The organism is Streptomyces sp. NPDC041068 (genome assembly GCF_040647455.1).
Lineage (GTDB): Bacteria > Actinomycetota > Actinomycetes > Streptomycetales > Streptomycetaceae > Streptomyces.
The window spans coordinates 646,168-670,303 of record NZ_JBEZCG010000002.1; the positions used below are offsets into that span (position 1 = coordinate 646,168).

Consider the following 24,136-nt stretch of genomic DNA (forward strand, 5'->3'; position numbering starts at 1 on the left):
GGGATGCGCCCGGCCGGGGTAGGCGTGACGGTGTTTCAACCCCTTGTCCTGGCGTCGGCGAGGCGGCGGAGAAATGTCCAAGAGGAGGCGGAACTCGGGGTGTTGACTCCGGCAGTAAGCGATTACTACGTTGCCGCCCCATGGCTGAGAAAAGGACCCGAACCGCTCGTGCCGTCGTCGCGACGGCGGCCGCGGCCGCCACCCTCGCGCTCGCCGCTCCCGTCCACGCGAAGCCCCTCACCCCCACCCCCGGCTCGGACGGTGTGGGCGACCCGCTGTATCCGACGCTCGGCAACGGCGGGTACGACGTCCGCCACTACGACCTCTCCTTCGACTTCACGCCCGTGACGTACGACTTCGCCGCCACGATGAAGATCCGGGCGAGAGCCACCCAGGACCTGTCGTCCTTCAACCTCGACGTCGACTCGCTCGCCATCGACTCCATCGAGGTCGACGGGGAGAAGGCGACGTGGGCGATCGGCCTCGGCAGGACCGGCCAGGAGCTCACCGTGACCCCGGCCCGCCCGCTGCGCGACCACCGCGCCTTCGACGTCGAGGTCACCTACCACGGCAACGGCAGGACGAAGCCGATCGGCCTGTCCGGCTGGCGGTACATGTCCGACGGCGGCTTCGCCTCCGCCGCGCAGGCCTCCCGCGCCGACACCTTCGCGCCGGTCAACGACCACCCCTCCGACAAGGCGTCGTGGGCCTTCCACCTCACCGCGCCGAAGGGCTGGACGCCCGCCGCCAACGGCGATCTCACGGGCAGGCGTGCCGCCCGCGGGGGTAAGGAGGTCTGGGACTTCTCCCTCAAGTCGCCCATGGCGCCCGAGCTGTTGGGGATCTCCGTGAACAAGCAGCGTTACGTGTACGGGCGCGGGCCGCACGGCGTGAAGCTGCGTCACCTCGTCCCCGAGGGCCGGCTCGCGAAGTACCGCCCGATCGTCGAGGAGACCGGCGGGCAGCTCGCCTGGCTGGAGAAGACCCTCGGGGTGCGCTACCCCTTCGACACGTACGGCGTGCAGATCGTGCGCGACGGCTACGGTGACGCCCTGGAGAACCAGACCCTCTCCCTCTTCGGGCCCGGCTGGTTCGACCGCCCCACCTACTCCACCACCATGGTCCATGAGTTGACCCATCAGTGGTTCGGCGACTCCGTCACGCCCGCGACCTGGCAGGACGCCTGGCTGAACGAGGGGCCCGCCGTGTACTACGCGGCCGTGTGGGCGGACCGGAAGGGATTCCAGCCCGTCGAGGAGAAGATGAAGACCGCGTACGCGAAGCTCGACGCGGTCCGCAAGAGCGACGGTCCGCCCGGAAAGCCCACCGGGCTCGGCGGGTTCAACATCTACGACGGTGCCGCCGTGTCCCTCTACGCCCTCAACCAGCAGATCGGGCAAGGGAAGTTCGACGCCGTCATGAAGGCGTGGCTGAGCAAGCACCGGCACGGCAACGCCTCCACCGAGGACTTCATCGACAACGCGGTGGAGGTGACGGGCGACGCGTCCGTCGGCGCCTTCCTGCGCCACTGGCTCTTCGACCTCGACAACCCGCCCATGCCCGGTCACCCGGACTGGGGTGTCGCCCGATGAGGCGGCGGCCATCGGCCCTCGCGGCCGCCGTCTTCTCCGTGCTCGCGTTCGGCACCCTGGCCGCCCCGGGGGCCGCCGCGGAGCCCGGCCCGCGCGTCCTGCATGCCGCCCCGCACGGCGGCGGCGACGTGTGCAGCGTGGCACGGCCCTGCTCGCCGACCGGTGCCAGGGACGCCGCGCGCACCGTCACCGGACGTGATGTGCGGATCGAACTCGCCGGTGGGACGTATGAGTTGAGTGCGCCCCTGAAGCTGGGGGCCGCCGACTCCGGACGCTCGGGGCACACGGTCACCTGGGCCGCGGCGCCCGGCGCCGACCCCGTGCTCTCCGGCGGGCGCACGGTCGAGGGCTGGGCGAGGAATTCCGACGGCACCTGGACGGCCGCCGTTGCCGAAGGGGTCACCCCGCGCCAGCTCTTCGTCGACGGCCGCCGTGCCGTCCGCGCGCGGGGCGCGGCTTGCTCCGCCGCGACCTGCGACGCCACGAAGGCCGGCATGACGGGCGCCGAGGCCACCGGGGTCGCGAAGTGGCGGAAGCCCACCGCCGCCGAGGCCGTCATCAAGGTCCGCTGGCGCAACTACCGCTGCCGTGTCACGGGCGTCCAGGGCGACAACATCAGCTTCGCGCAGCCCTGTTGGGCCAACTCGGCGAGCGGCACGAACCGCACGGGCCCCGCCTGGGACTCCACCACCGTCGACTCGGCCCGCTACCGCGGTGTCGCCTTCTTCGAGAACGCCCATGAACTTCTGGACAAGCCCGGCGAGTTCGTGTGGGACGCCGAGGACCGCACCGTCACCTACCTCCCGCGCGCGGGCGAGAATCTGCGCCACGCGCGCGTGGTCACCCCGGCGACCGAGCGGCTCATGGTCGTCGACGGCGCCCACGACGTCCGCGTCGACGGCATCGGCTTCGCGTACGCCGCCTATCACCAGCCCTCCACCGACGAGGGGTACGCGGGCACCCAGGCGGGCCTCACCCTCACCGGGACCACCGGGCCCGTCGACCACGCGGGCCGGTACTACACCAAGCCCACCGCGGCGCTGACCGTGCGCGGCGGACGCCAAGTGGTCGTCACCCGGGCCGAGTTCGCCCACCTGGGCGGTGCGGGTGTCGTGCTCGAAGCGGGCACCGAGGACTCCGTGGTCAGCCGTTCGCGCTTCACCGATCTCTCCTCGGGGGCGGTCTACGTCGGCGACACCGAACCGAAGCCGGACCCCGAGCTCGCGGGGGAGCGGAACACCGTCGCGTACAACACCATCCGGCGCACCGGAGTGGAGTACACGGACTCGGTGGGCATCTGGGCCGGGTACGAGGCGGAGCTGAGCGTCGACCACAACACCCTCGACGACCTGCCCTACTCCGGGATCTCCGTCGGCTGGGGCTGGAACCAGCCCGAGGCCAGGGAGTCCGTCCTGCGGGACAACCGCGTCACGGCCAACCGCATCACGGACGTCATGCGCGTCGAGCACGACCAGCACGACGGCGGCGCCGTCTACACCCAGGGTGCCCAGCCCGGCACGGTCGTCTCCGGGAACTACATCAACCGCTCGGCGTACGGGAACACCGAGCGCGACGGCAACGGCATATACCTCGATGAGCAGTCCTCGTACATCCGCGTCGAGGGCAACGTCCTGACCCGTGTCGGCTACAAGTGGGTCTCCAACTGGGCGGACTACGGCATCAAGAACCACGCCACAGGCAACTGGACCGACACCGACGCACCGGCCCTGGCCGGCACCGGCTCGACGGCGAGCGGCAACCGCACCGAGCTCGACCGGCTTCCCGCACAGGCCCTCGCGGTGGCGGAGCGCGCGGGCTCCCGTCCGGAGCGGGTCGAACAGCTGCGCCCCGACCTGGCCCGTGCGGGCACCGCGACCCAGTCGTCGACGGACGGCGCGGCCCGCGCCGCCGAGGCCATCGACGGCGACACCTCCACCGACACCCGCACGCTCGCCGAGCCGGGCGCCTGGTGGCAGGTCGACCTCGGTGGCGCCCGGCGCGTGCGGCAGATCGAGGTGTGGAACGACGCCTCGATGACGACCGCGGACTTCGACGTGCAGCTGTCGCGGACCGCGGACTTCACCGACGCGGAAACCCGCCACGTGAGCGGGAAGGCGCTGCGCCCGACCCTCCTGGAATTCGGCGGGGGCGATACGGCCGAATTCGTGAGGATCCGGCTGACGGGCACCGGACGCGTGGGCCTCTCCCACGTGCTCGTCCATCCCTAGCCGAGGGCGGAACGCTGGGGCCGTATGGGTGGAAGAGGCGGCCGAGGGGAGCGGAGCGGTCGGCGGCGAGGGAATTGTCCCACTAAGTGACCAGTCGCACTATCGCTCCCGACGTCGAGCACTCCACGACCCGACGTCAAGCACTCCACGAAGGGAACCGTGAGGTTCATGTTCCACTCCTCAGGCCACCGCTCCCGACTGCTGCGGACCGCCTCGCTGGCCGCGGCGGTCGCCGTCGTCGCCGCGCTCGCGGGACCCGCTGCCGCCGCCTCGGCCACCCCCGTGAGCGCACGCGCCGCCGCCCCGGCGTCCCTGCCGGGCGACACCACTCCGATCGCCTCGGGCCCGACCTCGCTCGAGGTCGACTCCCTCCTCGACCTGGAGGGCGCCGCCAACCTGAAGGTCGGGGGCGGCAACCTGATCCACAGCAACAACCGCATCACCGGCGGCACCGTCAGGCTCAGCGGCTCCGTCACCCTCAAGGCCGGCAACAACCTGGCCAGCGTCAAGAACATCTCCATCGACATCGCCACGGGCACCGTCCGGGCGACCGTCGCGGGCAAGGCGATGATCCTCGGCACCATCGACACCAGCAGCCTGCGGCTGCGCTCGGAGCCGGGCTCGGACCTGCTGTACGTCGTCATCGGCCTGGTCGACGACAACAACATCGTGCTCGGCGCGGACGCCGCGGCGCGGCTGCACGGCATTCTGGGCGTGCAGCTGGAGGAGGGCGACACCCTGCTCACCGGGTCCATCGGCGCGGCCGTGGTCCTGGACGCGGCCCTGGCCGCCGACCTCAGCGTCGACCTGGACGCGGCGGTCGCGGCGGGCCTCGACGTCGACGTCGAGCTGAACGCCGACATCGACGTCTCCCTCGACCTGGACCTCGGCCTCAGCGTCAGCATCCTCTGACGGACGAAGCCGACGGGCTCAGCGCCCCACGAAGCCGCGGAGGTCCGGCCCCTACTTGCTGGGGGGCCGGGCCTTCGTGCGTCCTCCCCGTACTCACCCACTACTGACCCGCGCACACTCCTCGACACGGACAGTCGGGGCCGGATAGATAAGGATCAAGCTCATCCGCACCACGGGAATCACCGCGGGAATCACTACGAGACACCACGGGAATCCCTGAGCCACGCACCCGCAACACCGGCACAAGCGAAGGAAGTTCCATGACCGACCTCCGTCTCGGCGTTCTCGGCTACGGACTGCGCGGCTCGCTCGCCCGCACCGCACACCGGCCGGGAGCGGGCTCGCGCGTCACCGCGCTGGCCGAGCACGATGCCACCGCCCGCGCCGAGGCGGCGGCGGCCTTCCCGGGCGCACAGATATCCACCGACCACCGCAAGATCGTCGAGGACCCCGACGTCGACGCGATCGTCGTCCTCACCCCCGACCACACCCATGCCGAACTCGCCTGCGAGGCGCTGCGCGAGGGCAAGCCCGTCTTCGTCGAGAAGCCCCTGGAGACGAGCGTCGAGCGGTGCGACGAGATCCTGCGGACCGCGTACGAGACGGGCACGCGCCTGTACGTCGGGCACAACATGCGGCACATGCCCGTGGTCCGGCTGATGCGCGACGTCATCGAGCGCGGCGAGATCGGCGCGGTCAAGACCGTCTGGGTGCGCCACTTCGTCGGCTACGGCGGGGACTGGTACTTCAAGGACTGGCACGCCGAACGGCAGTACACCACAGGCCTGTTGCTGCAGAAGGCCGCCCACGACATCGACGTACTGCACTGGTTGGCGAACGGTTACACCCGGCAGGTGCAGGCTCTCGGCGACCTGATGGTCTACGGCGACAATCCGCACCGCCGCGCGCCGGGCGAGCCGAAGACGGACGACTGGTACACCAAGGACGGCCACTGGCCGCCGCACACCCAGCGCGACCTCAATCCCGTCATCGACGTCGAGGACGTCTCGCTGGTCAACATGCGTCTGGACAACGGGGTGTTGGCGGCCTACCAGCAGTGCCACTTCACCCCGGACTACTGGCGCAACTACACCGTCATCGGCGACGCGGGGCGCCTGGAGAACTTCGGCGACGGGCCGGGGGGAGTGGTGAAGGTGTGGAACTCGCGCCGTTCCGGGTATCGAGGCGAGGCCGACGCCGCGTACCCCGTGCCGGACGTGCAGGACGACGGCGGGCACGGCGGCGCCGACCCGCTGCTCGTCGACGAGTTCGTCCGCTTCGTACGCGAGGGAGGACGCACCGACACCTCGCCCGTCGCGGCCCGCATGGCGGTGGCGGCCGGCGTACGGGCCACGCAGTCGCTGCGGGACGGCGGGACGCCGCGCGAGGTGCCCGCGCTCGACCCTGAGCTGATCGCCTACTTCGAACGCGGTCAGACCCGCTGACCCGCCAGGTCTGAAGGAAAGCTGCGGCGGCGCTTAAGAAATCCTCGATGGACCGGGGCGCCGCCGTAGGGAAGATTCCTGTGTCGTCGGAGGAAGAAGCGACGTACGACAGGAGCCGTTGCGTTGAAGGCGCTGGTCAAGGAGAAGGCGGAGCCGGGTCTGCGGCTCATGGACGTGCCCGAGCCGGAGATCGGCCACGGTGACGTCCTGATCAAGGTGCTCCGCACCGGGATCTGCGGCACCGACCTGCACATCCGGGCCTGGGACGGCTGGGCGCAGCAGACGATCGCCGCGCCCCTGGTGGTCGGGCACGAGTTCGTCGGCGAGGTCGTCGAGACCGGCCGCGACGTCGCCGACATCAAGGCCGGTGACCTGGTCAGCGGCGAGGGCCACCTGGTCTGCGGCAAGTGCCGCAACTGTCTGGCCGGGCGGCGCCACCTGTGCCGCGCCACGATCGGCCTCGGGGTCGGCAGGAACGGCGCCTTCGCCGAGTACGTCGCGCTGCCCGCGTCGAACGTATGGGTGCACCGCGTCCCCGTGGACCTCGACGTGGCCGCGATCTTCGACCCCTTCGGCAACGCCGTGCACACGGCCCTGTCCTTCCCGCTGGTCGGCGAGGACGTGCTGATCACGGGGGCCGGGCCGATCGGCCTGATGGCGGCGGCCGTCGCCCGGCACGCCGGCGCCCGCAACGTCGTGGTCACCGACGTCAGCGAGGAGCGCCTGGAGCTCGCCCGCAAGCTCGGCGCCGGTCTCGCCCTGAACGTGGCGGAGTCGACGATCGCCGACGGGCAGCGCGAACTCGGTCTGCGTGAGGGCTTCGACGTCGGCCTGGAGATGTCCGGCAACCCGCGCGCGATGCGCGACATGGTCGCCAACATGACCCACGGCGGCAAGATCGCCATGCTCGGCCTGCCGTCCGAGGAGTTCGCCGTCGACTGGGCGCGGATCGTCACCTCGATGATCACGATCAAGGGCATCTACGGCCGCGAGATGTTCGAGACCTGGTACGCGATGTCCGTCCTGCTCGAAGGCGGCCTCGACCTGGCCCCCGTGATCACCGGCCGCTACGGCCACCGCGACTTCGAGGCGGCCTTCGACGACGCGGCGAGCGGCCGCGGCGGCAAGGTCATCCTCGACTGGACCGCCTGACCACCGCCCTTCGCACCGGCCCCGTGCCCCCTGAACTCCCCTAAGGAATCACGCATGTTCGACTCCGTACGCGAAGACCTCCAGGCCACCCTCGACGAGATCGTCGCCGCGGGGCTGCACAAGCCCGAGCGCGTCATCGGCACCCCGCAGTCCGCGACGGTCGCCGTCACCGCGGGCGGCCGCCCCGGCGAGGTGCTGAACTTCTGCGCGAACAACTACCTCGGCCTCGCCGACCACCCCGAGGTCGTCGCCGCCGCCCACGAGGCACTGGACCGCTGGGGCTACGGCATGGCCTCCGTGCGCTTCATCTGCGGTACGCAGGAGGTGCACAAGGAGCTGGAGGCGCGTCTGTCCGCCTTCCTCGGCCAGGAGGACACGATCCTCTACTCCTCCTGCTTCGACGCCAACGGCGGCGTCTTCGAGACGCTGCTCGGCGCCGAGGACGCGGTGATCTCCGACGCCCTCAACCACGCGTCGATCATCGACGGCATCCGGCTGAGCAAGGCCCGCCGCTTCCGGTACGCGAACCGCGACATGGCGGACCTGGAGCAGCGGTTGAAGGAGGCATCCGAGGGCGGCGCCCGCCGGAAGCTGATCGTCACCGACGGCGTCTTCTCCATGGACGGGTACGTCGCCCCGCTGGGGGAGATCTGCGACCTCGCCGAGCGTTACGACGCGATGGTGATGGTCGACGACTCGCACGCCGTCGGCTTCGTGGGCCCCGGCGGCCGCGGCACCCCCGAGCTGCACGGCGTGATGGACCGCGTCGACATCATCACGGGTACGTTGGGCAAGGCGCTCGGCGGTGCATCGGGCGGCTATGTCGCGGCCCGCGCGGAGATCGTCGCGCTCCTTCGCCAGCGCTCGCGCCCGTACCTCTTCTCGAACACCCTCGCCCCGGTGATCGCGGCGGCCTCGCTGAAGGTCATCGACCTCCTGGAGTCGGCCGGTGACCTGCGCGAGCAGCTCGCCTCGAACACCGCGCTGTTCCGCTCGCGGATGACCGAGGAGGGCTTCGACGTCCTGCCCGGCGACCACGCCATCGCACCGGTCATGATCGGCGACGCGGCCGTGGCGGGACGCATGGCCGAGCTGCTCCTGGAGCGGGGCGTGTACGTGATCGGCTTCTCGTACCCCGTGGTGCCGCAGGGCCAGGCCCGCATCCGCGTCCAGCTCTCGGCGGCGCACTCCACGGAGGACGTGAACCGCGCGGTGGACGCGTTTGTCGCCGCACGGGCTGAGCTGGAGGGGTAGCTCGGGGCAGGGGGCGGGGTCTTTCGTCTGCGGGACCGCGGGGGCTTGTCGCGCAGTTCCCCGCGCCCCTCATGGGGCTGTAGGTACGCGGGCGGCTCCCGGTGAGAGAGAATCATCCGCATGATCGAAGCACGGCGGCTGCACATCCTCCGTGCGGTGGCGGACCACCGCACGGTCACGGCCGCTGCCGCCGCGCTCTACCTCACCCCGTCCGCGGTCTCCCAGCAGCTCACCGCCCTGGAGCAGGAGACGGGCCACCGCCTGGTCGAGCGCTCGGCGCGCGGGGTGCGGCTCACGGCGGCGGGCGAGATCCTGCTCGCGCACACCAACGCGGTCCTGGCCCAGCTGGAGCGCGCCGAGGCCGAGCTCGCCGCGTACAGCTCCGGTGAGGCGGGCACGGTGACCGTCGCGGCCTTCGCCACCGGGATCGGCCTGGTCGTCGCCCCCGCCCTGGCCCGCCTCGCCGATTCCGCACCCGGCATCCGGCTCCGCGTCCAGGACGCCGAGGGCGACGCGAGCCTGCCGATGGTGCTCGACCGGCAGGTGGACGTGGCGGTTGCCGTGGAGTACCGGGGGGCGCCGGGCGCGGACGACCCCCGGCTGACCCGCGTGCCTCTGTACGCCGAGCCCTTCGACGCGGTGCTCCCGCTCGGCCACCGCCTCGCCGACGCCGAGCGGGTGCCGCTCGCCGAGCTCGCCAAGGGCGCGTGGATCGGCCCCTTCGCGGGCAACCCGTGCCACGACGTGGTGATGCTCGCCTGCGAACAGGCCGGATTCCAGCCGATGTTGGAGCATTGGTCGGATGACTTCCGGGCGGTGGTGGCCCTCGCCGCGGCCGGCGCCGGAGTCGCCCTCGTGCCGCGCTCTGCGCTGCGGGGCATGGACGTGTCGGGGGCCGTGGTGCGCCCGGTGGAGGGCGCGGCCCCCACGCGCCGGGTGTTTGCGGCGGTGCGGTGCGGCGCGGAGGAGCACCCGCTGATCCGTCCGGTGCTGGACGCTTTGGGGGACGCGGCGCTCACACCGTCTTGACGGAGTTGCCGTCGTTGACGTGGTCCGCCCCGGTGGTGCTGGCTGCGAGCGGCGAGCCCAAGTAGGCGATGAGGGAGGCGACTTCGGCCGGGCTCACGAGCCGTCCCGTGACCATCCCCGCGGTGGCCGGGAGCTGGGCGAGGAGTTCTTCCTGGGGCACGTTCATGGCCTTGGCGACCTCGGATCCGTAGCCGTCGGGGCTCTCCCACATGTCCGTGCGGACGGGGCCGGGCGAGATGGTGTTCACGCGTACGCCCTGCGGGCCGAACTCCTCGGCGATCGCCTTGCTGAACGCGGTCAGCGCGGCCTTCGCGGTGCTGTACGTGATGGGTCCCGCGTGCGGGGTCCGCGCGCTGGTCGAGGAGACGTTGACGATCGCGCCGCCACCGCGCGTGAGGTGGGGCAGCGCGGCCCGTGTGGTGCGGACCGAGGCGAGGAAGTTCAGCTCGAACGTCTCGTACCACTGCTCGTCGGTGAAGGTGAGGAAGCCGCCCGTCCACCCCTCGCCCGAGTCGCCGCCGCCCACGTTGTTGACCAGGAGCTCGATCCCGCCGAGTTCGGCCACGGCCTGCTCCACGAGAAGGGCGGGTCCTTCGGCCGTGGACAGGTCCACGGAGATGCCGATCGCGCCGGTGGCCTTGAGTTCCGGCGTGATCGTGCGGGCCGCCGCCACCACGCGCATGCCCTCGTCGAGGAGGGCGGAGACGGTGGCCAGGCCTATGCCGCGGCTCGCGCCGGTCACGAGGGCGGTCTTGCCGGTGAGCTGCAGATCCATGGAGTTCTCCTGTTTCCCAGGTTGTTTTCTGTGTTCTGAGTCCATAGGTGAATCGTGAGCGTTGCGTGAACCATAGAACTTGCAACATTAGTGTTGCAAGTAGCTCTGCACTGGCACCTTTGCCGTAACCTCTTGGCGAGGTCGATCGGCGAAAGAAGGAGTCACGTGGAGCGCACCCGACAGGAGCGGCGCGGCGACGGGCAGCGGCCCCTGCGCGCGGACGCGGAGCGGACCGTGCGCGCCATCCTGGAGGCCGCCGAGCGCGTCCTCGGCGCGAACCCGGCGGCGACCATGGAGCAGATCGCGGCGGAGGCCGGCGTCGCGCGCACCACCGTGCACCGCCGGTTCACCAGCCGCGACGCCTTGGTGGACGCGCTGACGGCATGGGCGACGCGTCAGTTCCACGAAGCGGTGACCAGCGCCCGTCCCGACAGTGCGCCGCCGCTGATCGCCCTCTACCAGGCGACCGCCAACGTCCTTCGCGTGAAGATCAGTTGGGGGTTCGCCATGAGCAGGACCACCCCGGAGGACCCGGAGGTGGCGCAGGCGCACGCGGACGTGCTCGACCAGTGCGACCGACTCTTCAGGCGGGCGCGCGATGCGGGTGTGCTGCGCCCCGACACCGATCTGGCGTGGGCCCGCCGCGCCTACTACGCCCTCATCCATGAGGCGGCTCAGAGCCGCGAGGAGCAGGAGCAGGAGAGAGGGCAGGGGCAAGCGCAGGGGCAAGGCGAAGGCGCCGACGACGACGTGGACGCGCTGGCGACACTCGTGGTCGACACCTTGCTGCGCGGTATCGGTGGCGGTCAGTCAGGTGTCGTCGGCTCCTGACCCGGTAGGTCTATACCAGCCTCCGCAGTCCCAGTATCCTCAGCCGTGGCCGGTGGCACACCACCCCCCACCCAGGTTGCGTGCTGGCGCGGGCGCTGCCCACCCAACTCTGCCCCGGCAGCCGGGTGACCTCCCATTCGCCGCCTCCAGGAGGATCACGGTGAAAGTTCGCACGAGAACCACGGCGATCATCGGCACCATCTGCCTCGTCGCCTCGCTCGCCCTGACCACGGCGTCCGCCGACGAGTCCGCCGCCCCGCGCCCGGCGCCGAAGGTCGCGCTCAAGAAGGTGGCGACGGCCCAGACGCCGATCGCCGGCGCGGCCGGTCCCGGCGGAACGCTCTGGATAGCCGAACGCGCGGGCACGGTAAGGGTCTTGAGCGGTCAGGGGCTCGGGAAGCCCGTCCTCGACATCTCCAAGGAGACCACCACCGACGGCGAACGCGGCCTGCTGGGCATCGCGTTCGACAAGAAGCTCGCGCACTTCTACATCTCGTACACGAACCTCGAAGGCACCAGCACCGTGGACGAGTTCGCCGTGCGGCACGGCAAGCTCCGGCCCGAGACGCGGCGCACCGTCATCACCCAGACGCAGCCCTACGCGAACCACAACGGCGGCGACATCAAGTTCGGCCCCGACGGCTACCTCTACATCGCCTTGGGCGACGGCGGCTCGGGCGGCGACCCGCACGGCAACGGGCAGAACCTGGACACGCTGCTCGGCAAGTTGCTGCGGATCGATCCGAGGGGCGGCAAGCCGTACGCGATCCCCTCGGACAACCCGTTCGTGGGCGACCCGAAGGCGAAGGGCGAGATCTGGGCGTACGGGCTGCGCAACCCATGGCGCTTCTCCTTCGACGCGGGCACGGGCGATCTGCTGATCGGTGACGTCGGCCAGAGCGCCTGGGAGGAGATCGACTGGGCCCCGGCGAAGAGCGAGGGCGGCGAGAACTACGGCTGGAACCAGATGGAGGGCAGCCACCCCTTCCGTGAGGGAACCGAGCCCGCGAACCACGTGCCGCCGGTGCACGAGTACGACCGCACCGGCCTCGGCTGCTCCGTGACCGGCGGATTCGTCTACCGGGGCAAGGCGATCCCGGCCCTCAAGGGGCAGTACGTCTTCAGCGACTACTGCGACGGCACCGTCCGTTCCCTGGAGATGAAGAACGGCAAGGTGACCGGCGTGAACGACCTCGGAGTCAACGGCGGCGAGGTCATCTCCTTCGCGCAGGGCGGCAACGGCGAGCTGTACGTGTTCGACATCGCCGGAAGCGTCTTCCGCATCGAACCGGCGTAGCGGCTCGGGTCCCGGCGTGGCTAACGGGCGTGGCTGGCGGGCGTGGCGAATTGGCGTGGCCAACGGGCCCAGCGATTCGGCCTGGCGACTCGCGCCGAGCAGGCAAGGGGCGGCACCTCGCATCTCTCGGGGTGCCGCTCCGCAGGCCTCGTTCTGCAGGCGTCGTTCTGCACGCTCGCTCTGCAGGTCTCGCTCCGTACGCCTCGCTCTGCAGGTCTCGCTCCGCACACGTCGCCCCGCACCACCCGCTCCCGCGGCAGATCCACCCCGGCCTCCGCGAGCGTCTCGCGGAACTCTGCGAGCCGGTCGGCGACCGTCGTCAGGGGCTGGGGCCCGGTGAGGGCGGCGAAGTCCCGGTGGCCGAGCCGGAGGAGCGCGCGGGCCGGCGCGGCAGCGCCCGCGTGGTTCTCCGGAAGTACCGTGTCCACCCGCAGGCTGCGGTGCCTGCTGACGACGGCGACCCGGCCCCCGGCGCGCGTGTAGGGCGTGAGCTCGGCCGCCAACTCCCGCTCCCAGGAAGGGTCCTGGAAGCCGGAGCCGATCAGGAGCATGGCGCGGGCCCGCTGGGCGCGCAGCATCGAGACGTACGCGATCTCGCGCCCCGGTTCGCGGAACGTGCTGGCCGGCATGACGAGCAGCCGCGCTCGGCCGCCGCGGCCATGACCCCGCTCGCTATCGCGGCGAAGTAGGGGTCACCCACGTCGTGGCAGATGACGCCGACGGTGTTGTTGGAGGCGCTGGCGAGGGCCTGGGCATGGGCGTTGGGGATGTACCCGAGCCGGTCCGCCGCGGCGAGGACACGGCTGCGCAGATCGTCGCGGACCCGCGCCGTGCCGTTCAGCGCGGGACGCGGTGGCGGGCGAGACCCCGGCGGTCCTCGCGACCGCGTCCAGCGTCATGTGCAGTCCTCGCTCGGCTTCCCTCACCGCACTCCCCCGGGGCCGTGGCGCGCCGCGGAACAAGGGTCCGATCCGAAACTCGGGTCGACCCAAAACTCAGGTCCGACCTATTGACCCTGCGGTCAGCCAGTCATTAGCGTGGCGGACAGTCTATCAGAAAGCGCTTTCTGAAAGCGTTTTCCGACGATGCTTCCGCATTCGCTCTCCGTAACTGCCTCCGAAGTTCGCCGAATGTCAGGGGAGTTCAACGTGAGCCAGAGCGCACTGTCCAGAACTCCCGTGAAGACGGCGGGAGTTGCCGAACGGGAACGCCCGAGCCTCGGGCGGCGTACGGCCGGGGCGGCCGAGAAGAGCTGGCGCCCGCTCGCGCTGTTGATCGTCTGCTTCGGCGTCTGGTGGGCGATCGCCGCCACCGGGGCGGTCGAGGCCTATCTGGTGCCCTCGCCCGGCGCGACACTCGACGTGGTCCTCGACAAGCCCGACTACCTCTGGCAGCACAGCTGGGTCACCACGTACGAGACGCTGCTCGGGTTCGGCATCGCGGTGGTCGTGGGCATCACCTCCGCGGTCCTGATGGTCGCCTCGACGACCGTGGAGAAGACCCTCTATCCGATCCTCCTCTTCGCCCAGGTCGTCCCGAAGATCGCCATCGCGCCGCTGTTCGTCGTCTGGCTCGGCTTCGGCATCGCCCCGAAGATCCTCATCGCCGTCCTGATCGCCTTCTTCCCCGTCGTCATCTCGATGGTGACCGGACTGAAGGCGGTGGACCCCGAGATGCTCCAGCTCTCGGCCACCATGGGTGCGCGGCCCTGGCAGACCTTCCTCAAGATCCGCTTCCCCGCGTCGTTGCCGTACCTCTTCTCCGGTCTGAAGGTGGCCGTCACGCTCGCCGTCACCGGAGCCGTCGTCGGCGAGTTCGTCGGCGCGAACGAAGGCCTCGGCTATGTGATCCTCCAGGCCAACGGCAATCTCGACACCCCGATGCTCTTCGCGGGGCTGCTCGTTATGTCGCTGATCGGCGTGGTCCTCTTCGTGCTCGTCGAGATCGCCGAGAAGCTGCTGCTGCCGTGGCACGCCAGCCGCAGGGACCCGGCCGCCACCACCACGTACTGACGCACGCCCCTGCCATGCACCGACGCACGTCCCCGCCATGCACCGACGCACGTCCCCGCGATGTCCTCGTACCCCGTACGCGAGAAGGGCCGTCCCATGCACGCGCGCAGACTCCTCACCGGCCTCGTCCCCCTGGCGCTCGTCGCGGCGACCGCGACGGCGTGCGGCGACGACGAGAAGACGAGTGTCAGCGACTCCGGCAAGAGGCTGGACAAGGTGACCCTCACGCTCAACTGGTATCCCTACGGCGAGCACGCGCCGTTCTACTACGGCAAGAAGCAGAAGATCTTCGAGGAGCACGGCATCGACCTGGAGATCAGGGCGGGTCAGGGCTCGCAGAAGACCGTGCAGGCCACGGGGGCCGGGCGGACCGACTTCGGCTGGGCCGACACCCCGGCGGTGCTCGCCGGTGTCGACCAGGGCGTCAAGGTGAAGAGCCTCGGGGTGTTCCTGCAGACCACGCCCGCGTCCGTGCAGTCCTTCGCGGCCGAGGGCATCGCCGCGCCGGACGACCTCAAGGGCAGGACGGTGGCGGGCACGGCGGGCGACGCGCTCACCAAGACCTTCCCGATCTTCCTGGAGAAGAACGGCATGGACGTCTCGGACGTCGAGATCCAGAACACCGACCCCGCGGGGAAGATCGCCGCGGTGATCTCAGGGAAGACGGACGGGTTGCTCGGGTACGCGAGCGACCAGGGGCCGACCATGCGGAGCAAGGCCAAGAAGGACGTCTCGTACCTGCGCTTCTCCGAGCACGGCCTGAACTTCTACTCCAACGGCCTCATCGCGGGCGCCAAGACCCTGCGGGGCAGGGGTGATCTGGCCGAGCGGATGACCCAGGCGGTCAGCGAGGCATGGGCGGCCGCCGAGAAGAAGCCGGGCCCCGCGGTCGCGGCGATGGAGGGCGCCTCCGGGCAACTCCCGCCCAAGGACGTGCTGTCCGAGCAGTTCAGGACGACGCTGACGCTGCTGCACACCGACGCCACCAAGGGGAAGGTGCCGGGGGCCAACACGGAGGCGGACTGGAAGCAGACCATCGACGTCTTCGCGGAGGCGGGCATGGTCAAGAACCCCAAGTCCGTGACGGAGTACTGGGATTCGGTCAAGGGGATCGAGGGGTGAGCATGCCCAACGACGCGACGCTGAACAAGGACGCGACCCTGAACAAGGACGCCACGCGCCGGGGCGCGGCCGGTCCGGGCGCCGATGCGGCCGCGCCCGCCGTGCGGCTCGGCGACGTCGCCGTCCGCTTCCGTACGAAGAAGAAGGACGTCACCGCGTTGCGCGACGTCTCGCTCGACATCGGCGCAGGCGAGTTCGTGGCGATCGTCGGACCCTCGGGCTGTGGCAAGTCCACGCTGCTCAAGCTGATCGCGGGGCTGCTCGCGCCCTCGGCGGGCGAGGTGCTCCTGGGTGGTGAGGCGGTGCGGGCGCCGCGGCGCGACATCGGATACGTCTTCCAGCGCGCCGCCCTCCTCGACTGGCGCTCGGCGCGGCGCAACATCCTGCTCCAGGCGGAGATGAGGAAGATCCCCGTCGCACAGGCACGCGCGCGTGCCGACGAACTGATCCGCATGACAGGGCTCGACGGCTTCGAGGACGCCTACCCGCACGAGCTGTCCGGCGGCATGCAGCAGCGCGTGGCGCTGTGCAGGGCGCTGCTGCACGAGCCGCCCGTGCTGCTCATGGACGAGCCGTTCGGCGCGCTCGACGCCCTCACGCGGGAGCAGATGAACGTCGAGCTGAACCGCATCTGGCGCGAGACGGGCACCACGGTGCTGCTGGTGACGCACTCGATCGCCGAGGCCGCGTACCTCGCCGATCGCGTCGTCGTGATGAGCCCGCGTCCCGGCACGGTGACGGAGGCCATCGAGGTGGGTTTGCCGGCCGAACGGGAGTACGCCACCACGCTCGCGTCCCGGGAGTTCCGGGCGGCCACCGGCCGGATCAGGGAGCTGCTCGGGGCGGTCTCCGCGCACGACTGAGGGACGGAAGGCCGCCCGAAGGGCGAGGGAGGGCTGAGAGGCAGATCACGCTTGTTGTCGTCCCACATGCGGGATAGCGTGCCGAATATGGAACATGAAGGAGTCGACGCGCGCCTCGCCGCCCGGCTGTCCGAGCTGCGTGCCGAACGCGGCTGGTCCCTGGGCGAGTTGGCCGAGCTGAGCGGCATCAGCCGCTCCACCCTGTCACGTGCCGAGCGCGCGGAGATCAGCCCCACGGCAGCCCTCCTGAACCGGCTCTGCGCCGTCTACGAACGGACCATGTCGCAGCTCCTCAGCGAGGTGGAGGCGGAGCCCGCACAGCTGGTGCGCGCCGTCGACCAGGCGGTCTGGGCGGACGACGACGCCGGCTTCATGCGCTGGCAGGTCTCCCCGCCGCAGATCGGTATGCGCGGCGAGCTCGTCGAGGGACGGCTGCAGCCGGGCGCCGACATCGCCTACGACCGGCCCGCCGTGCCCGGCCTCGAACAGCACATCTGGGTACTCGAAGGGACCCTGGAGGTCACGGTCCACGGGGACGCCCACGCGATCGGCACCGGCGACTGCCTGCGCTACCGGCTGTGGGGCGCTTCGCGGTTCCGCTGCCTGGGCGAGGAGGCCGTGCGGTACGCGCTCGTGGTGGTCAAGCCGTGACCGTCTCTCCGAAGCGGGCGTGCGTCGCCCGTCTTGACGCGGAGCAATTCCACGCCTCGGCCGATGCCTTGGCCGACCTGCTGCTCGACACCGTGCGCGGCGGCGCGTCCCTCGGGTTCCTCGCGGACCTCGACCGCGCCACCGCGGCCGCCTGGTGGCGGGGGCTCGACACGGCCGTCGCCGACGGGCGGTTGGCCGTCTGGGCGGCCCGCGACGACGCCGGACGCGTCACGGGCACCGTGAGCGTCGCCTTCGTGGACCGGCCCAACGGCCGCCACCGCGCCGAGATCATCAAGCTGATGGTCCACCGCTCCGCGCGCGGGCAGGGACTCGCCCGCGCGCTCCTGACCACCGCGGAGGAAGCGGCGGCCGACGCGGGCGTGACCCTCATGGTCCTGGACACCGAGACCGGCAGCCCCGCCGAGTACCTCTACGAGAAGGCGGGTTGGACCCGGTCCGGGATCATCCCCGACTACGCGTTGGACCCGTCAGGGACCCTCCAGCCGACGACGTTCTTCTACAAGAAGCTCGGCAAGGGGCCCGACGGTCAGTAGCGCAGCGCCGCCAGATAGGCGTAGCTGTTGCGCGCCGTCGCGAACGGGTCGGCAGGGGTGTCGTGTTCGACCAGCCACTGCCGGACGCCGCCCACGCGCGCGTGGGCGAACATCGCGGCGAAGCCGAGCGTCCCCGAACCGACGTCGGCGAAGCCGCCGTCCGCCGCCATGTCCTTCACGTGCAGCGCGGGGAAGCGGCGCGGATGACACCGGAAGTACGTCGCCGGATCCGCGCCGCCCTTCACCGCCCAGTACACGTCGAGCTCGAAGCCGACCAGCTCCGGATCGGTCTCCGTGAGCAGGATGTCGTACAGGCTCGTGCCGTCGACCACCACGTGGTCCGTGCCGTGGTTGTGGAAGAGCACCGGGCCGAGGCCCGCCTCCCGCGAGGCTCGCCCGATCCTGTTGAACTGCCGCGCCGCCTCCCGGAACCCGTCCGGCGTGTGCAGCGCGCCGGGCAGGCTCGGCACCACGGGCAGGCGGGCGCCCAGGGTGTGCAGATCGTCGAGCGCCTGGGGGAGCCCGCTGCCGGTCAGCGTGGTGTACGCGACGTGCTCCAGGACCGCCCGCAGCCCCACGGCGTCCAGCATCCGCCGGATGTCGTCGGCGCCGTGGCCGTGCCGGCCGCTGACGCCCACCGTCGCGTACCCGATGTCGGCGAGCCGCTCCAGGGTGCCCGCGAAGTCCCGCGCCAGCGCGTCACGCATCGTGTAGAGGTGCATACCGATGCCGCCGCGCGGGATGCGGCGCCGGTGTCCCGCTTCCGCGGCCCGCGCGGGCAGGGCCCCGCCGACCGCCGCCGCGAGCCCCAGCGACGTACCGAGAAAGGCACGCCGGGAGCCCGGTCTCGGCAGCGAGATGCCGTTCCTCGTTCCGTTCCTTGTCTCGTTCCTCGTCCCGTTCCTCGTCTCGTTCCTTGTCCCGTTCCTCGTTCCGCTCATGGTCGCCTCCTCACTTCACCGTGATCCGGACCGCGCCGGCCGTCGTGTCGCCCTTGTCGTCGGTCACCGTCAGATGCCCCGTGTACGTCCCCGCGCGCGCGTACGCGTGCTCCGCGCTCGGCCCCTCCGCGGTGCCGGACGGCTTGGAGTTGTCGCCGAAGTCCCAGTGGTACGAGGCGGCGGTGCGGCCATCGGGCAGCTTCACCGTGCTCGTGAACTTCACCGCGAGGGGCGGCGCGCCACTGTCCGGAGCCGCGGTCGCCGTGACCTCGGCACCGGCGTTCTTCTCCACGCCGGGACCGTTGAAGCGCAGCCAGTCCACCGTCAGCAGGTCGGGCTTGTCGGCCGACCACTGCGGGTTGGTGAAGACCGCGTACAGATTCGTCGTGCCGTCGTGGTCGGCGAGTTCGGTGGTCGGCGAGATGAAGTTGCCCCACCCGCCGGTGTTCGGCACGGTCACTTTGCCGAGCAGCTTGCCCGTGGGCGATCCGGCCCGGAACTCGACGTCGCCGCCGAGCCCGCCCGACGCGGCGCCCACCGTCACGGAGTCGATGCCCCTGAGGTGCACCGGGTCGAAGGAGACCCAGTCCTTGTCCTCGATCTCGATGAGCCGCTTGCCGCCGGAGGCGTCCGCGCGGTCACCGGTGACGACCCCGTCGTGCGCGCCGCCCGTCGCGGTGCGGTGCTCGGCCTCGCGGAACGACGTCCGCAGCGTCAGCGACGCCGACCCGGTCAGCGGGGGCACGTCACCCGAGCCCTTGGCCCCCTTGGCCCCCTTGTCTCCCCTGCCTCCCCTGTCCTCGTATTGGGCCGTGATGCCGTAGTACAGGTTCTGGCCGGGCCCGTGACTGTCCCCGGCGTCCGTCACGATCTCGCCCGCGCAGCCGGTGTAGTTGTCCAGCGGGTGCAGATGGGAGTCGTGGCCCAGTTGCGACTGGACGACGACCCGCTTGCAGTCGATCTTCCCGTCCTCCTTGTCCGTCACCTTGATCTTGAAGGGAACGGTGTCGCCGAAGCTGAACGTCCCGCCGTTCGGCGGCTGTTGGATCGTCACGACCGGCCGGGTGTTGCCGACCGTGATCTCGCGTACGGCGAGCCCGCTGAGGTCTCCCGGCCCCGTCACCTTCAGACGGGCGCTGAACTGCCCCTTCTTCGTGTACGTGTGCGTCGGGTTCGCCTCGGTGGAGTCGGTCGTGCCGTCGCCGTCGAAGTCCCACGCGTACGTGACCGGCTTGCCGTCCGGAAGGCCGGAGCCCTCGCTGGAGAACTTCACGGTCAGTGGGGCGCCGCCGTTGTCGGGGGAGGCCGTGACGCGGGCGTCGGGGAGGCGTTTGTCCGCCACGTAGTCGATGCGGTAGATGCCGGAGCCTTCGTTGCTGCCGCCGCGTCCTGTGCCGCTGCCGAGCCCGAAGTCGATGACGTACAGCGCCCCGTCAGGACCGAAGTCGGCATCGAAGGGCTGATTCCACTTCATGTCGCCGAAGACGGAGTTGATGGACTGCAGATCGCCCGCCTTCGCCGGCTCGAAGCGCGGATCGGTGAACGTCTGGTCCTTCTCCTGTATCGAGAAGGCCTTGAACCACTGCCGGGTGAGCTCGTAGGTGAGCCATTTCCCCTCGAAGTACTCGGGGAACTTGGTCCTGTACGTGTTCGACGCGTCGTAGTCGTAGACGGGACCGCTCATGGGACCGCCGCCGCCCGTGCCGAGTTCGGGGAACTCCTTCGACTCGGAGTAGGCGTACCAGACGTTCGCGGCCTCGGCGGGCGGGAGTTCCCGCAGTCCCGTGTTGTTGGGGGAGTCGTTGACGAGCTTCGCGCAGTCGAACTTCTCCTTCGACGTCTTCGTCGCGAAGTCGTAGTCGTTGAACGGGGTGTTGTCGCCGATGCAGTAGGGCCAGCCGTAATTGCCCGCCTGGGTGATCCGGTCGAACTCGACCGTCCCCTCGGGGCCGCGGTCCGCCACCGCCTTCTTCGCGTCGGGGCCGTAGTCGGCGATCAGCAGCGCCCCGCTGATCGGATCGGTCGTGATCCGGAAGGGGTTGCGCAGGCCCATCGCGTAGATCTCGGAGCGTGCCTTCTCCGTCCCTGCCGGGAAGAGATTCCCTTCGGGAACGGCGTAGGTCCCGTCGTCCTTCGGCGTGATCCGGAGCACCTTTCCGCGCAGGTCGTTCGTATTGCCCGAGGTGCCTTGCGCGTCCCAGGCGCGGCGCCCCTCGCGCTCGTCGATCGGGGCGAATCCGTCCGACGCGAAGGGGTCGGTGTTGTCACCCGTCGCGACGTACAGATCGCCCTTCTTGTCGAAGGCGACGGAGCCCGCCATGTGCGAATTGGCCCGGCCCTCGCCGCGCCACGTGGGAATGGTCAACAGCCGCTTCTCGGAGGACGGTTCGACCTTTCCGCCCGCCTCGGTGAAGCGGGACAGATTGATGCGTTTCTCCGTCTTGTCCGAATGCAGCAGATAGAGCCAGTGGTTGTCCTCGAACTTCGGGTCGAGCGCGAGTCCGAGCAGCCCGTCGGACTGGCTCGTCATCTCCGGCGTGTACGCGAGGTCGAGCGCGGTGGAGACCTTGAGCGACTCCTGGTCGACGATCTTCAGCTTGCCGGTGCGCTGGATGAAGAAGACCCTGCGGTCCGGCGCCACGGCCAGCTCGAAGGGGTCGGCGAGATCGGCGGTGGCGAGCGGGGTGCGCTGGAAGCCGCCCGTCCTGGTCGCGGTGCAGTCGCCCGACTTGGCACCGGCCGCCCACTGGATGCCGCCGAGGATGTGCCGCAGGAAACCCTCTTCCTGGAAGGCCGACGTGGCGTGCCCGCCCGCCGTGTACCAGGAGCGGCCGCCGTCGTAGTTCTGGCACCAGGACCACGGCTGGTCGACGCCCTCGTCGAGCCCCGTCACGCCGTCGCGCACCTTGACCTGCGCGAGCGTGTGCACCTTCCCCGTGGGGTTGGTGCGCCAGTTGTACCACTCCTCCGTGCGCTCCCAGAGCTCGGGAAGGCCCTTCGTGGACGGGTGCGCGTGGTCGAGGACCTTGATGCGCCCCGTCTGCACCTCCGGGTGCTTGTCGAAGATCGCGCCGACCAGGCCCTCGTACCAGTCCCAGTCGCGCTCGCTCGCCGACGCGGCGTGCAGCCCCACCCAGCCGCCGCCCGCCCGGACGTACTTCTGGAAGGCCGCGCGCTGGGCGGCGTCGAGCAGATCGCCCTTCTCCGGCGTGGAGTTGGTGTTGTTGAACACGATCGCCTGGAAACGGGCGAGGTTGGCGTCGGTGAACGCCGACGCGTCGTCGGTGGCCTCGACCTCGAAGCCGTGCTCGGCGCCGAGCTTCTCGATCGCCTCGACGCCCGCGGGGATCGAGTCGTGGGGGAAGTTCGTGACCTTGGAGAAGACCAGGACACGGAAGGTCGGCGCGGCCGTGGCGGGCGGCGGGGCGGCGAGGCCGAGGCCCACGACGAGCGCGAGCAGGGCGAGAAGGACGAGCAGGGGTCCCGGTGCGCCTCTCGGCGCGCTCTTCGGTGCCGCGGAACTCATGGAACTCATGGCGCTCCCTGGGCTGGCTTGGCTGGTGGCCGGCTGCCGGTCGCCGGGTGTGCGGTGAGTTGCGTGGGTCTTCGCGTGCGTGGGTCTTCGCGTGCGTGGGATCTCGCGTGTGTGGGTCTTCGCGTGAGGGAAAGCGGTTCGGAGGTCACCCGGGCGTTCGAGAGGTCACTTAGAAAGCGCTTTCGCCATGCGGGACTCAGGGTAGGTTCCGGTTTCGCAGGGGGTCAATGGGTCGCACGGGGTCCCTCGGGGTCCCTCGGAGTGCCTCTGTGTTCCCTCCCTGCGTGTTCCCTCCCTCTGCGTTCCCTTCTGCTGCGTTCCCTCCCTCCGTGTTCCTTCCGGCCGCATGACGTCCCGCGCGCGGGGGAGGCTGCCCGGTGGAAACCAGCCGCACCCCCCAGGGAGCCGCAGCGATGCCCGACCGAGCCGACGACACCACCCCCAGCGCCGCGTACACCGCCGGACTGCTCAACGCCGCGGACGGCGTGCCCGTCGCCACGTACACCTGGCTGCCTGCGGACGGCAGGCCGCGCGCCTATGTGCAGATCGCGCACGGTGCCGCCGAACACGCCCTGCGGTACGACAGGTTGGCCCGCCACCTGACCGCGCACGGCTACGGAGTGGTGGCCTCCGACCACCGCGGCCACGGGGCCACCGCGCAGTCCACGGGCGGATACGGCGTGACCTCCGCAGGATCCGGCGCCGAGGACGCCGACAGCTGGCGGGCGATCGTCGAGGACCTCAAGGCCATCGGCGACCAGGTGCGCACCCTGCACCCCGGCCTCCCGTTCTTCCTCCTCGGGCACAGTCTCGGAGCGATGCTCGCGCGGGACTACGCCCAGGAGTACGCGGACGGCCTCGCGGGCGTGATCCTCTCGGGTACGTTCCGGTCGCTGCCGGGGGCCGATTCCGAGGGGGACATCGCCCGGCTGGAGCGCGACATCGCCGAGCACGGCCGCGCCGCGCTCTCCTCGTACGTCCCCGATCTCTTCGCCTCGTTCAACGCCCCGTACGTCCACCGCACGGGCTTCGAGTGGCTCTCGCGCGACGAGGCCGAGGTGGACGCCTACACACAGGACGAGCGCTGCGGGTTCGCCTTCTCGGCGGGGCTCAGCGTGGACTGGCTGCGGGGCATCCGGAAGATCAACGATCCGCGCAACCTCGCGCGCGTGCCCGCCGATCTGCCGATCCACGTGGCGGTCGGCGAGCAGGATCCGTGCAACCAGCGGATGACGCTGGTCCATGAACTCCTGGAGGACTTCCGGTACGTGGGCGTCGAGGACCTCACGTGGAAGGGCTACCGGGACGCGCGCCACGAGATCCTCAACGAGACCAACCGGGATGAGGTCCAGGAGGACTTGACGGCATGGCTGGACAAGCGGGTGCTGTGAGCCGCGACGTCCGTGGGAGGAGGAGGGAGGAGGAGGGAGGAGGAGGAGTCGGCCGATGGCTGATTGTCAGTGGCGTTGGCTACGGTTCTTCACATGTCGAAGTCCAGATCCCGTGCGCGCGTCACCTCCGATGACGTGCGCCGCATCGCCCTCGCCCTGCCGGACACGGTGGAGAAGATCGCGTGGAGCATGCCCACGTTCCGTGTGGCCGGAAAGATGTTCGTGACGGTTCCCGACGACGAGACGTCGTTCGCGGTGCGCTGTCCGAAGGTCGAGCGCGACGAACTGGTCCTCGCGGAGCCGGACAAGTTCTGGGTCGCCGCCCACGAAGCGGCCTCGGCATGGGTGCGGGTGCGCCTCGCGGCGCTGGACGAGGAGGAGCTCAAGGACATCCTGGCCGACTCCTGGCGCCAGGCGGCGCCGCCTCGACTCCTCGAAGCACACCCGGAGTTGGGTGTTCCGTCCGCGGACTGACCGGAGGCGCGGCCGTCGCGGGCGCCGGTCTCCTCGCCGTGCTGCCCGTGGGGCAGGCGCTCGCGGACCGTGTCGCGA

20 protein-coding genes are annotated in these 24,136 nt (G+C 70.5%); 16 read left to right on the plus strand and 4 right to left on the minus strand.

The window, feature by feature from the left end; all coding sequences use genetic code 11:
* Positions 1-140 precede the first annotated feature (140 nt).
* From AB0B50_RS06705 to AB0B50_RS06735, 7 genes are all read left to right on the plus strand, one after another.
* Positions 141-1,592 (plus strand): M1 family metallopeptidase, encoded by a 1,452-nt coding sequence (locus AB0B50_RS06705; protein WP_362326593.1) that lies wholly within the window; start codon positions 141-143, stop codon positions 1,590-1,592.
* The gene (locus AB0B50_RS06710; protein WP_362326596.1) at positions 1,589-3,820 is read left to right on the plus strand and encodes a right-handed parallel beta-helix repeat-containing protein; all 2,232 of its coding nucleotides are present in this window, start codon (positions 1,589-1,591) and stop codon (positions 3,818-3,820) included. The genes AB0B50_RS06705 and AB0B50_RS06710 overlap by 4 nt, the downstream gene beginning before the upstream one ends.
* Positions 3,821-3,988: 168 nt before the next feature.
* A complete protein-coding gene (locus AB0B50_RS06715) occupies positions 3,989-4,732 on the plus strand; it encodes a hypothetical protein (RefSeq protein WP_362326599.1) in 744 nt (247 codons plus the stop codon).
* A 260-nt stretch (positions 4,733-4,992) separates the two neighbouring features.
* Positions 4,993-6,177, plus strand: coding sequence for a Gfo/Idh/MocA family oxidoreductase (locus AB0B50_RS06720; RefSeq protein ID WP_362326602.1), 1,185 nt, complete (start codon positions 4,993-4,995; stop codon positions 6,175-6,177).
* 123 nt (positions 6,178-6,300) lie between these two features.
* Positions 6,301-7,329 carry an L-threonine 3-dehydrogenase gene (tdh, locus tag AB0B50_RS06725; protein WP_362326605.1) on the plus strand — a complete coding sequence of 343 codons (1,029 nt, stop codon included), beginning with the start codon at positions 6,301-6,303 and terminating at the stop codon, positions 7,327-7,329.
* Positions 7,330-7,383: 54 nt separating this feature from the next.
* Complete coding sequence (locus tag AB0B50_RS06730; protein ID WP_362326608.1) at positions 7,384-8,583, plus strand: glycine C-acetyltransferase; 1,200 nt, start codon at positions 7,384-7,386, stop codon at positions 8,581-8,583.
* Between the two features lie 120 nt (positions 8,584-8,703).
* A complete protein-coding gene (locus tag AB0B50_RS06735; protein WP_362326611.1) occupies positions 8,704-9,612 on the plus strand; it encodes a LysR family transcriptional regulator in 909 nt (302 codons plus the stop codon).
* Here the strand turns inward: AB0B50_RS06735 and AB0B50_RS06740 are convergent.
* Entirely contained in the window at positions 9,599-10,387 is a 789-nt protein-coding gene (locus tag AB0B50_RS06740) for an SDR family NAD(P)-dependent oxidoreductase (RefSeq protein ID WP_362326614.1), read from the minus strand. The genes AB0B50_RS06735 and AB0B50_RS06740 overlap by 14 nt on opposite strands.
* A 165-nt stretch (positions 10,388-10,552) precedes the next feature.
* Between AB0B50_RS06740 and AB0B50_RS06745 the strand changes: the two genes are divergently transcribed.
* Entirely contained in the window at positions 10,553-11,218 is a 666-nt protein-coding gene (locus tag AB0B50_RS06745) for a helix-turn-helix domain-containing protein (protein WP_362326617.1), read from the plus strand.
* Positions 11,219-11,378: 160 nt separating this feature from the next.
* Entirely contained in the window at positions 11,379-12,515 is a 1,137-nt protein-coding gene (locus tag AB0B50_RS06750) for a PQQ-dependent sugar dehydrogenase (RefSeq protein WP_362326620.1), read from the plus strand.
* Positions 12,516-12,535: 20 nt separating this feature from the next.
* Here AB0B50_RS06750 and AB0B50_RS06755 read toward each other — a convergent pair whose 3' ends face one another.
* Positions 12,536-13,144, minus strand: coding sequence for a hypothetical protein (locus AB0B50_RS06755; RefSeq protein WP_362326623.1), 609 nt, complete (start codon positions 13,142-13,144; stop codon positions 12,536-12,538).
* Between the two features lie 519 nt (positions 13,145-13,663).
* On the opposite strand from AB0B50_RS06755, the gene AB0B50_RS06760 reads away from it, so the two are divergent.
* From AB0B50_RS06760 to AB0B50_RS06780, 5 genes are all read left to right on the plus strand, one after another.
* The gene (locus AB0B50_RS06760) at positions 13,664-14,527 is read left to right on the plus strand and encodes an ABC transporter permease (RefSeq protein ID WP_362326625.1); all 864 of its coding nucleotides are present in this window, start codon (positions 13,664-13,666) and stop codon (positions 14,525-14,527) included.
* A gap of 96 nt (positions 14,528-14,623) precedes the next feature.
* Positions 14,624-15,649: an ABC transporter substrate-binding protein gene (locus AB0B50_RS06765; protein WP_362326898.1), complete on the plus strand. Its 1,026-nt coding sequence runs from the start codon at positions 14,624-14,626 to the stop codon at positions 15,647-15,649.
* A 2-nt stretch (positions 15,650-15,651) separates the two neighbouring features.
* Complete coding sequence (locus tag AB0B50_RS06770; RefSeq protein ID WP_362326628.1) at positions 15,652-16,512, plus strand: ABC transporter ATP-binding protein; 861 nt, start codon at positions 15,652-15,654, stop codon at positions 16,510-16,512.
* 66 nt (positions 16,513-16,578) lie between these two features.
* Complete coding sequence (locus AB0B50_RS06775; RefSeq protein ID WP_362326630.1) at positions 16,579-17,163, plus strand: XRE family transcriptional regulator; 585 nt, start codon at positions 16,579-16,581, stop codon at positions 17,161-17,163.
* A 68-nt stretch (positions 17,164-17,231) separates the two neighbouring features.
* Positions 17,232-17,717 (plus strand): GNAT family N-acetyltransferase, encoded by a 486-nt coding sequence (locus AB0B50_RS06780; RefSeq protein WP_362326901.1) that lies wholly within the window; start codon positions 17,232-17,234, stop codon positions 17,715-17,717.
* On the opposite strand, the gene AB0B50_RS06785 is transcribed toward AB0B50_RS06780, so the two are convergent.
* Both AB0B50_RS06785 and AB0B50_RS06790 read right to left on the minus strand, forming a co-directional pair.
* Positions 17,711-18,529: a sugar phosphate isomerase/epimerase gene (locus AB0B50_RS06785; protein ID WP_362326903.1), complete on the minus strand. Its 819-nt coding sequence runs from the start codon at positions 18,527-18,529 to the stop codon at positions 17,711-17,713. The genes AB0B50_RS06780 and AB0B50_RS06785 overlap by 7 nt on opposite strands.
* Positions 18,530-18,668: 139 nt before the next feature.
* A complete protein-coding gene (locus AB0B50_RS06790) occupies positions 18,669-22,184 on the minus strand; it encodes a ThuA domain-containing protein (RefSeq protein ID WP_362326905.1) in 3,516 nt (1,171 codons plus the stop codon).
* Positions 22,185-22,606: 422 nt separating this feature from the next.
* On the opposite strand from AB0B50_RS06790, the gene AB0B50_RS06795 reads away from it, so the two are divergent.
* Together AB0B50_RS06795 and AB0B50_RS06800 are read left to right on the plus strand one after the other, a co-directional pair.
* Entirely contained in the window at positions 22,607-23,584 is a 978-nt protein-coding gene (locus AB0B50_RS06795) for an alpha/beta hydrolase (RefSeq protein WP_362326633.1), read from the plus strand.
* Between the two features lie 93 nt (positions 23,585-23,677).
* Positions 23,678-24,058: an MmcQ/YjbR family DNA-binding protein gene (locus AB0B50_RS06800; protein ID WP_362326636.1), complete on the plus strand. Its 381-nt coding sequence runs from the start codon at positions 23,678-23,680 to the stop codon at positions 24,056-24,058.
* The last annotated feature ends 78 nt before the right edge of the window (positions 24,059-24,136 follow it).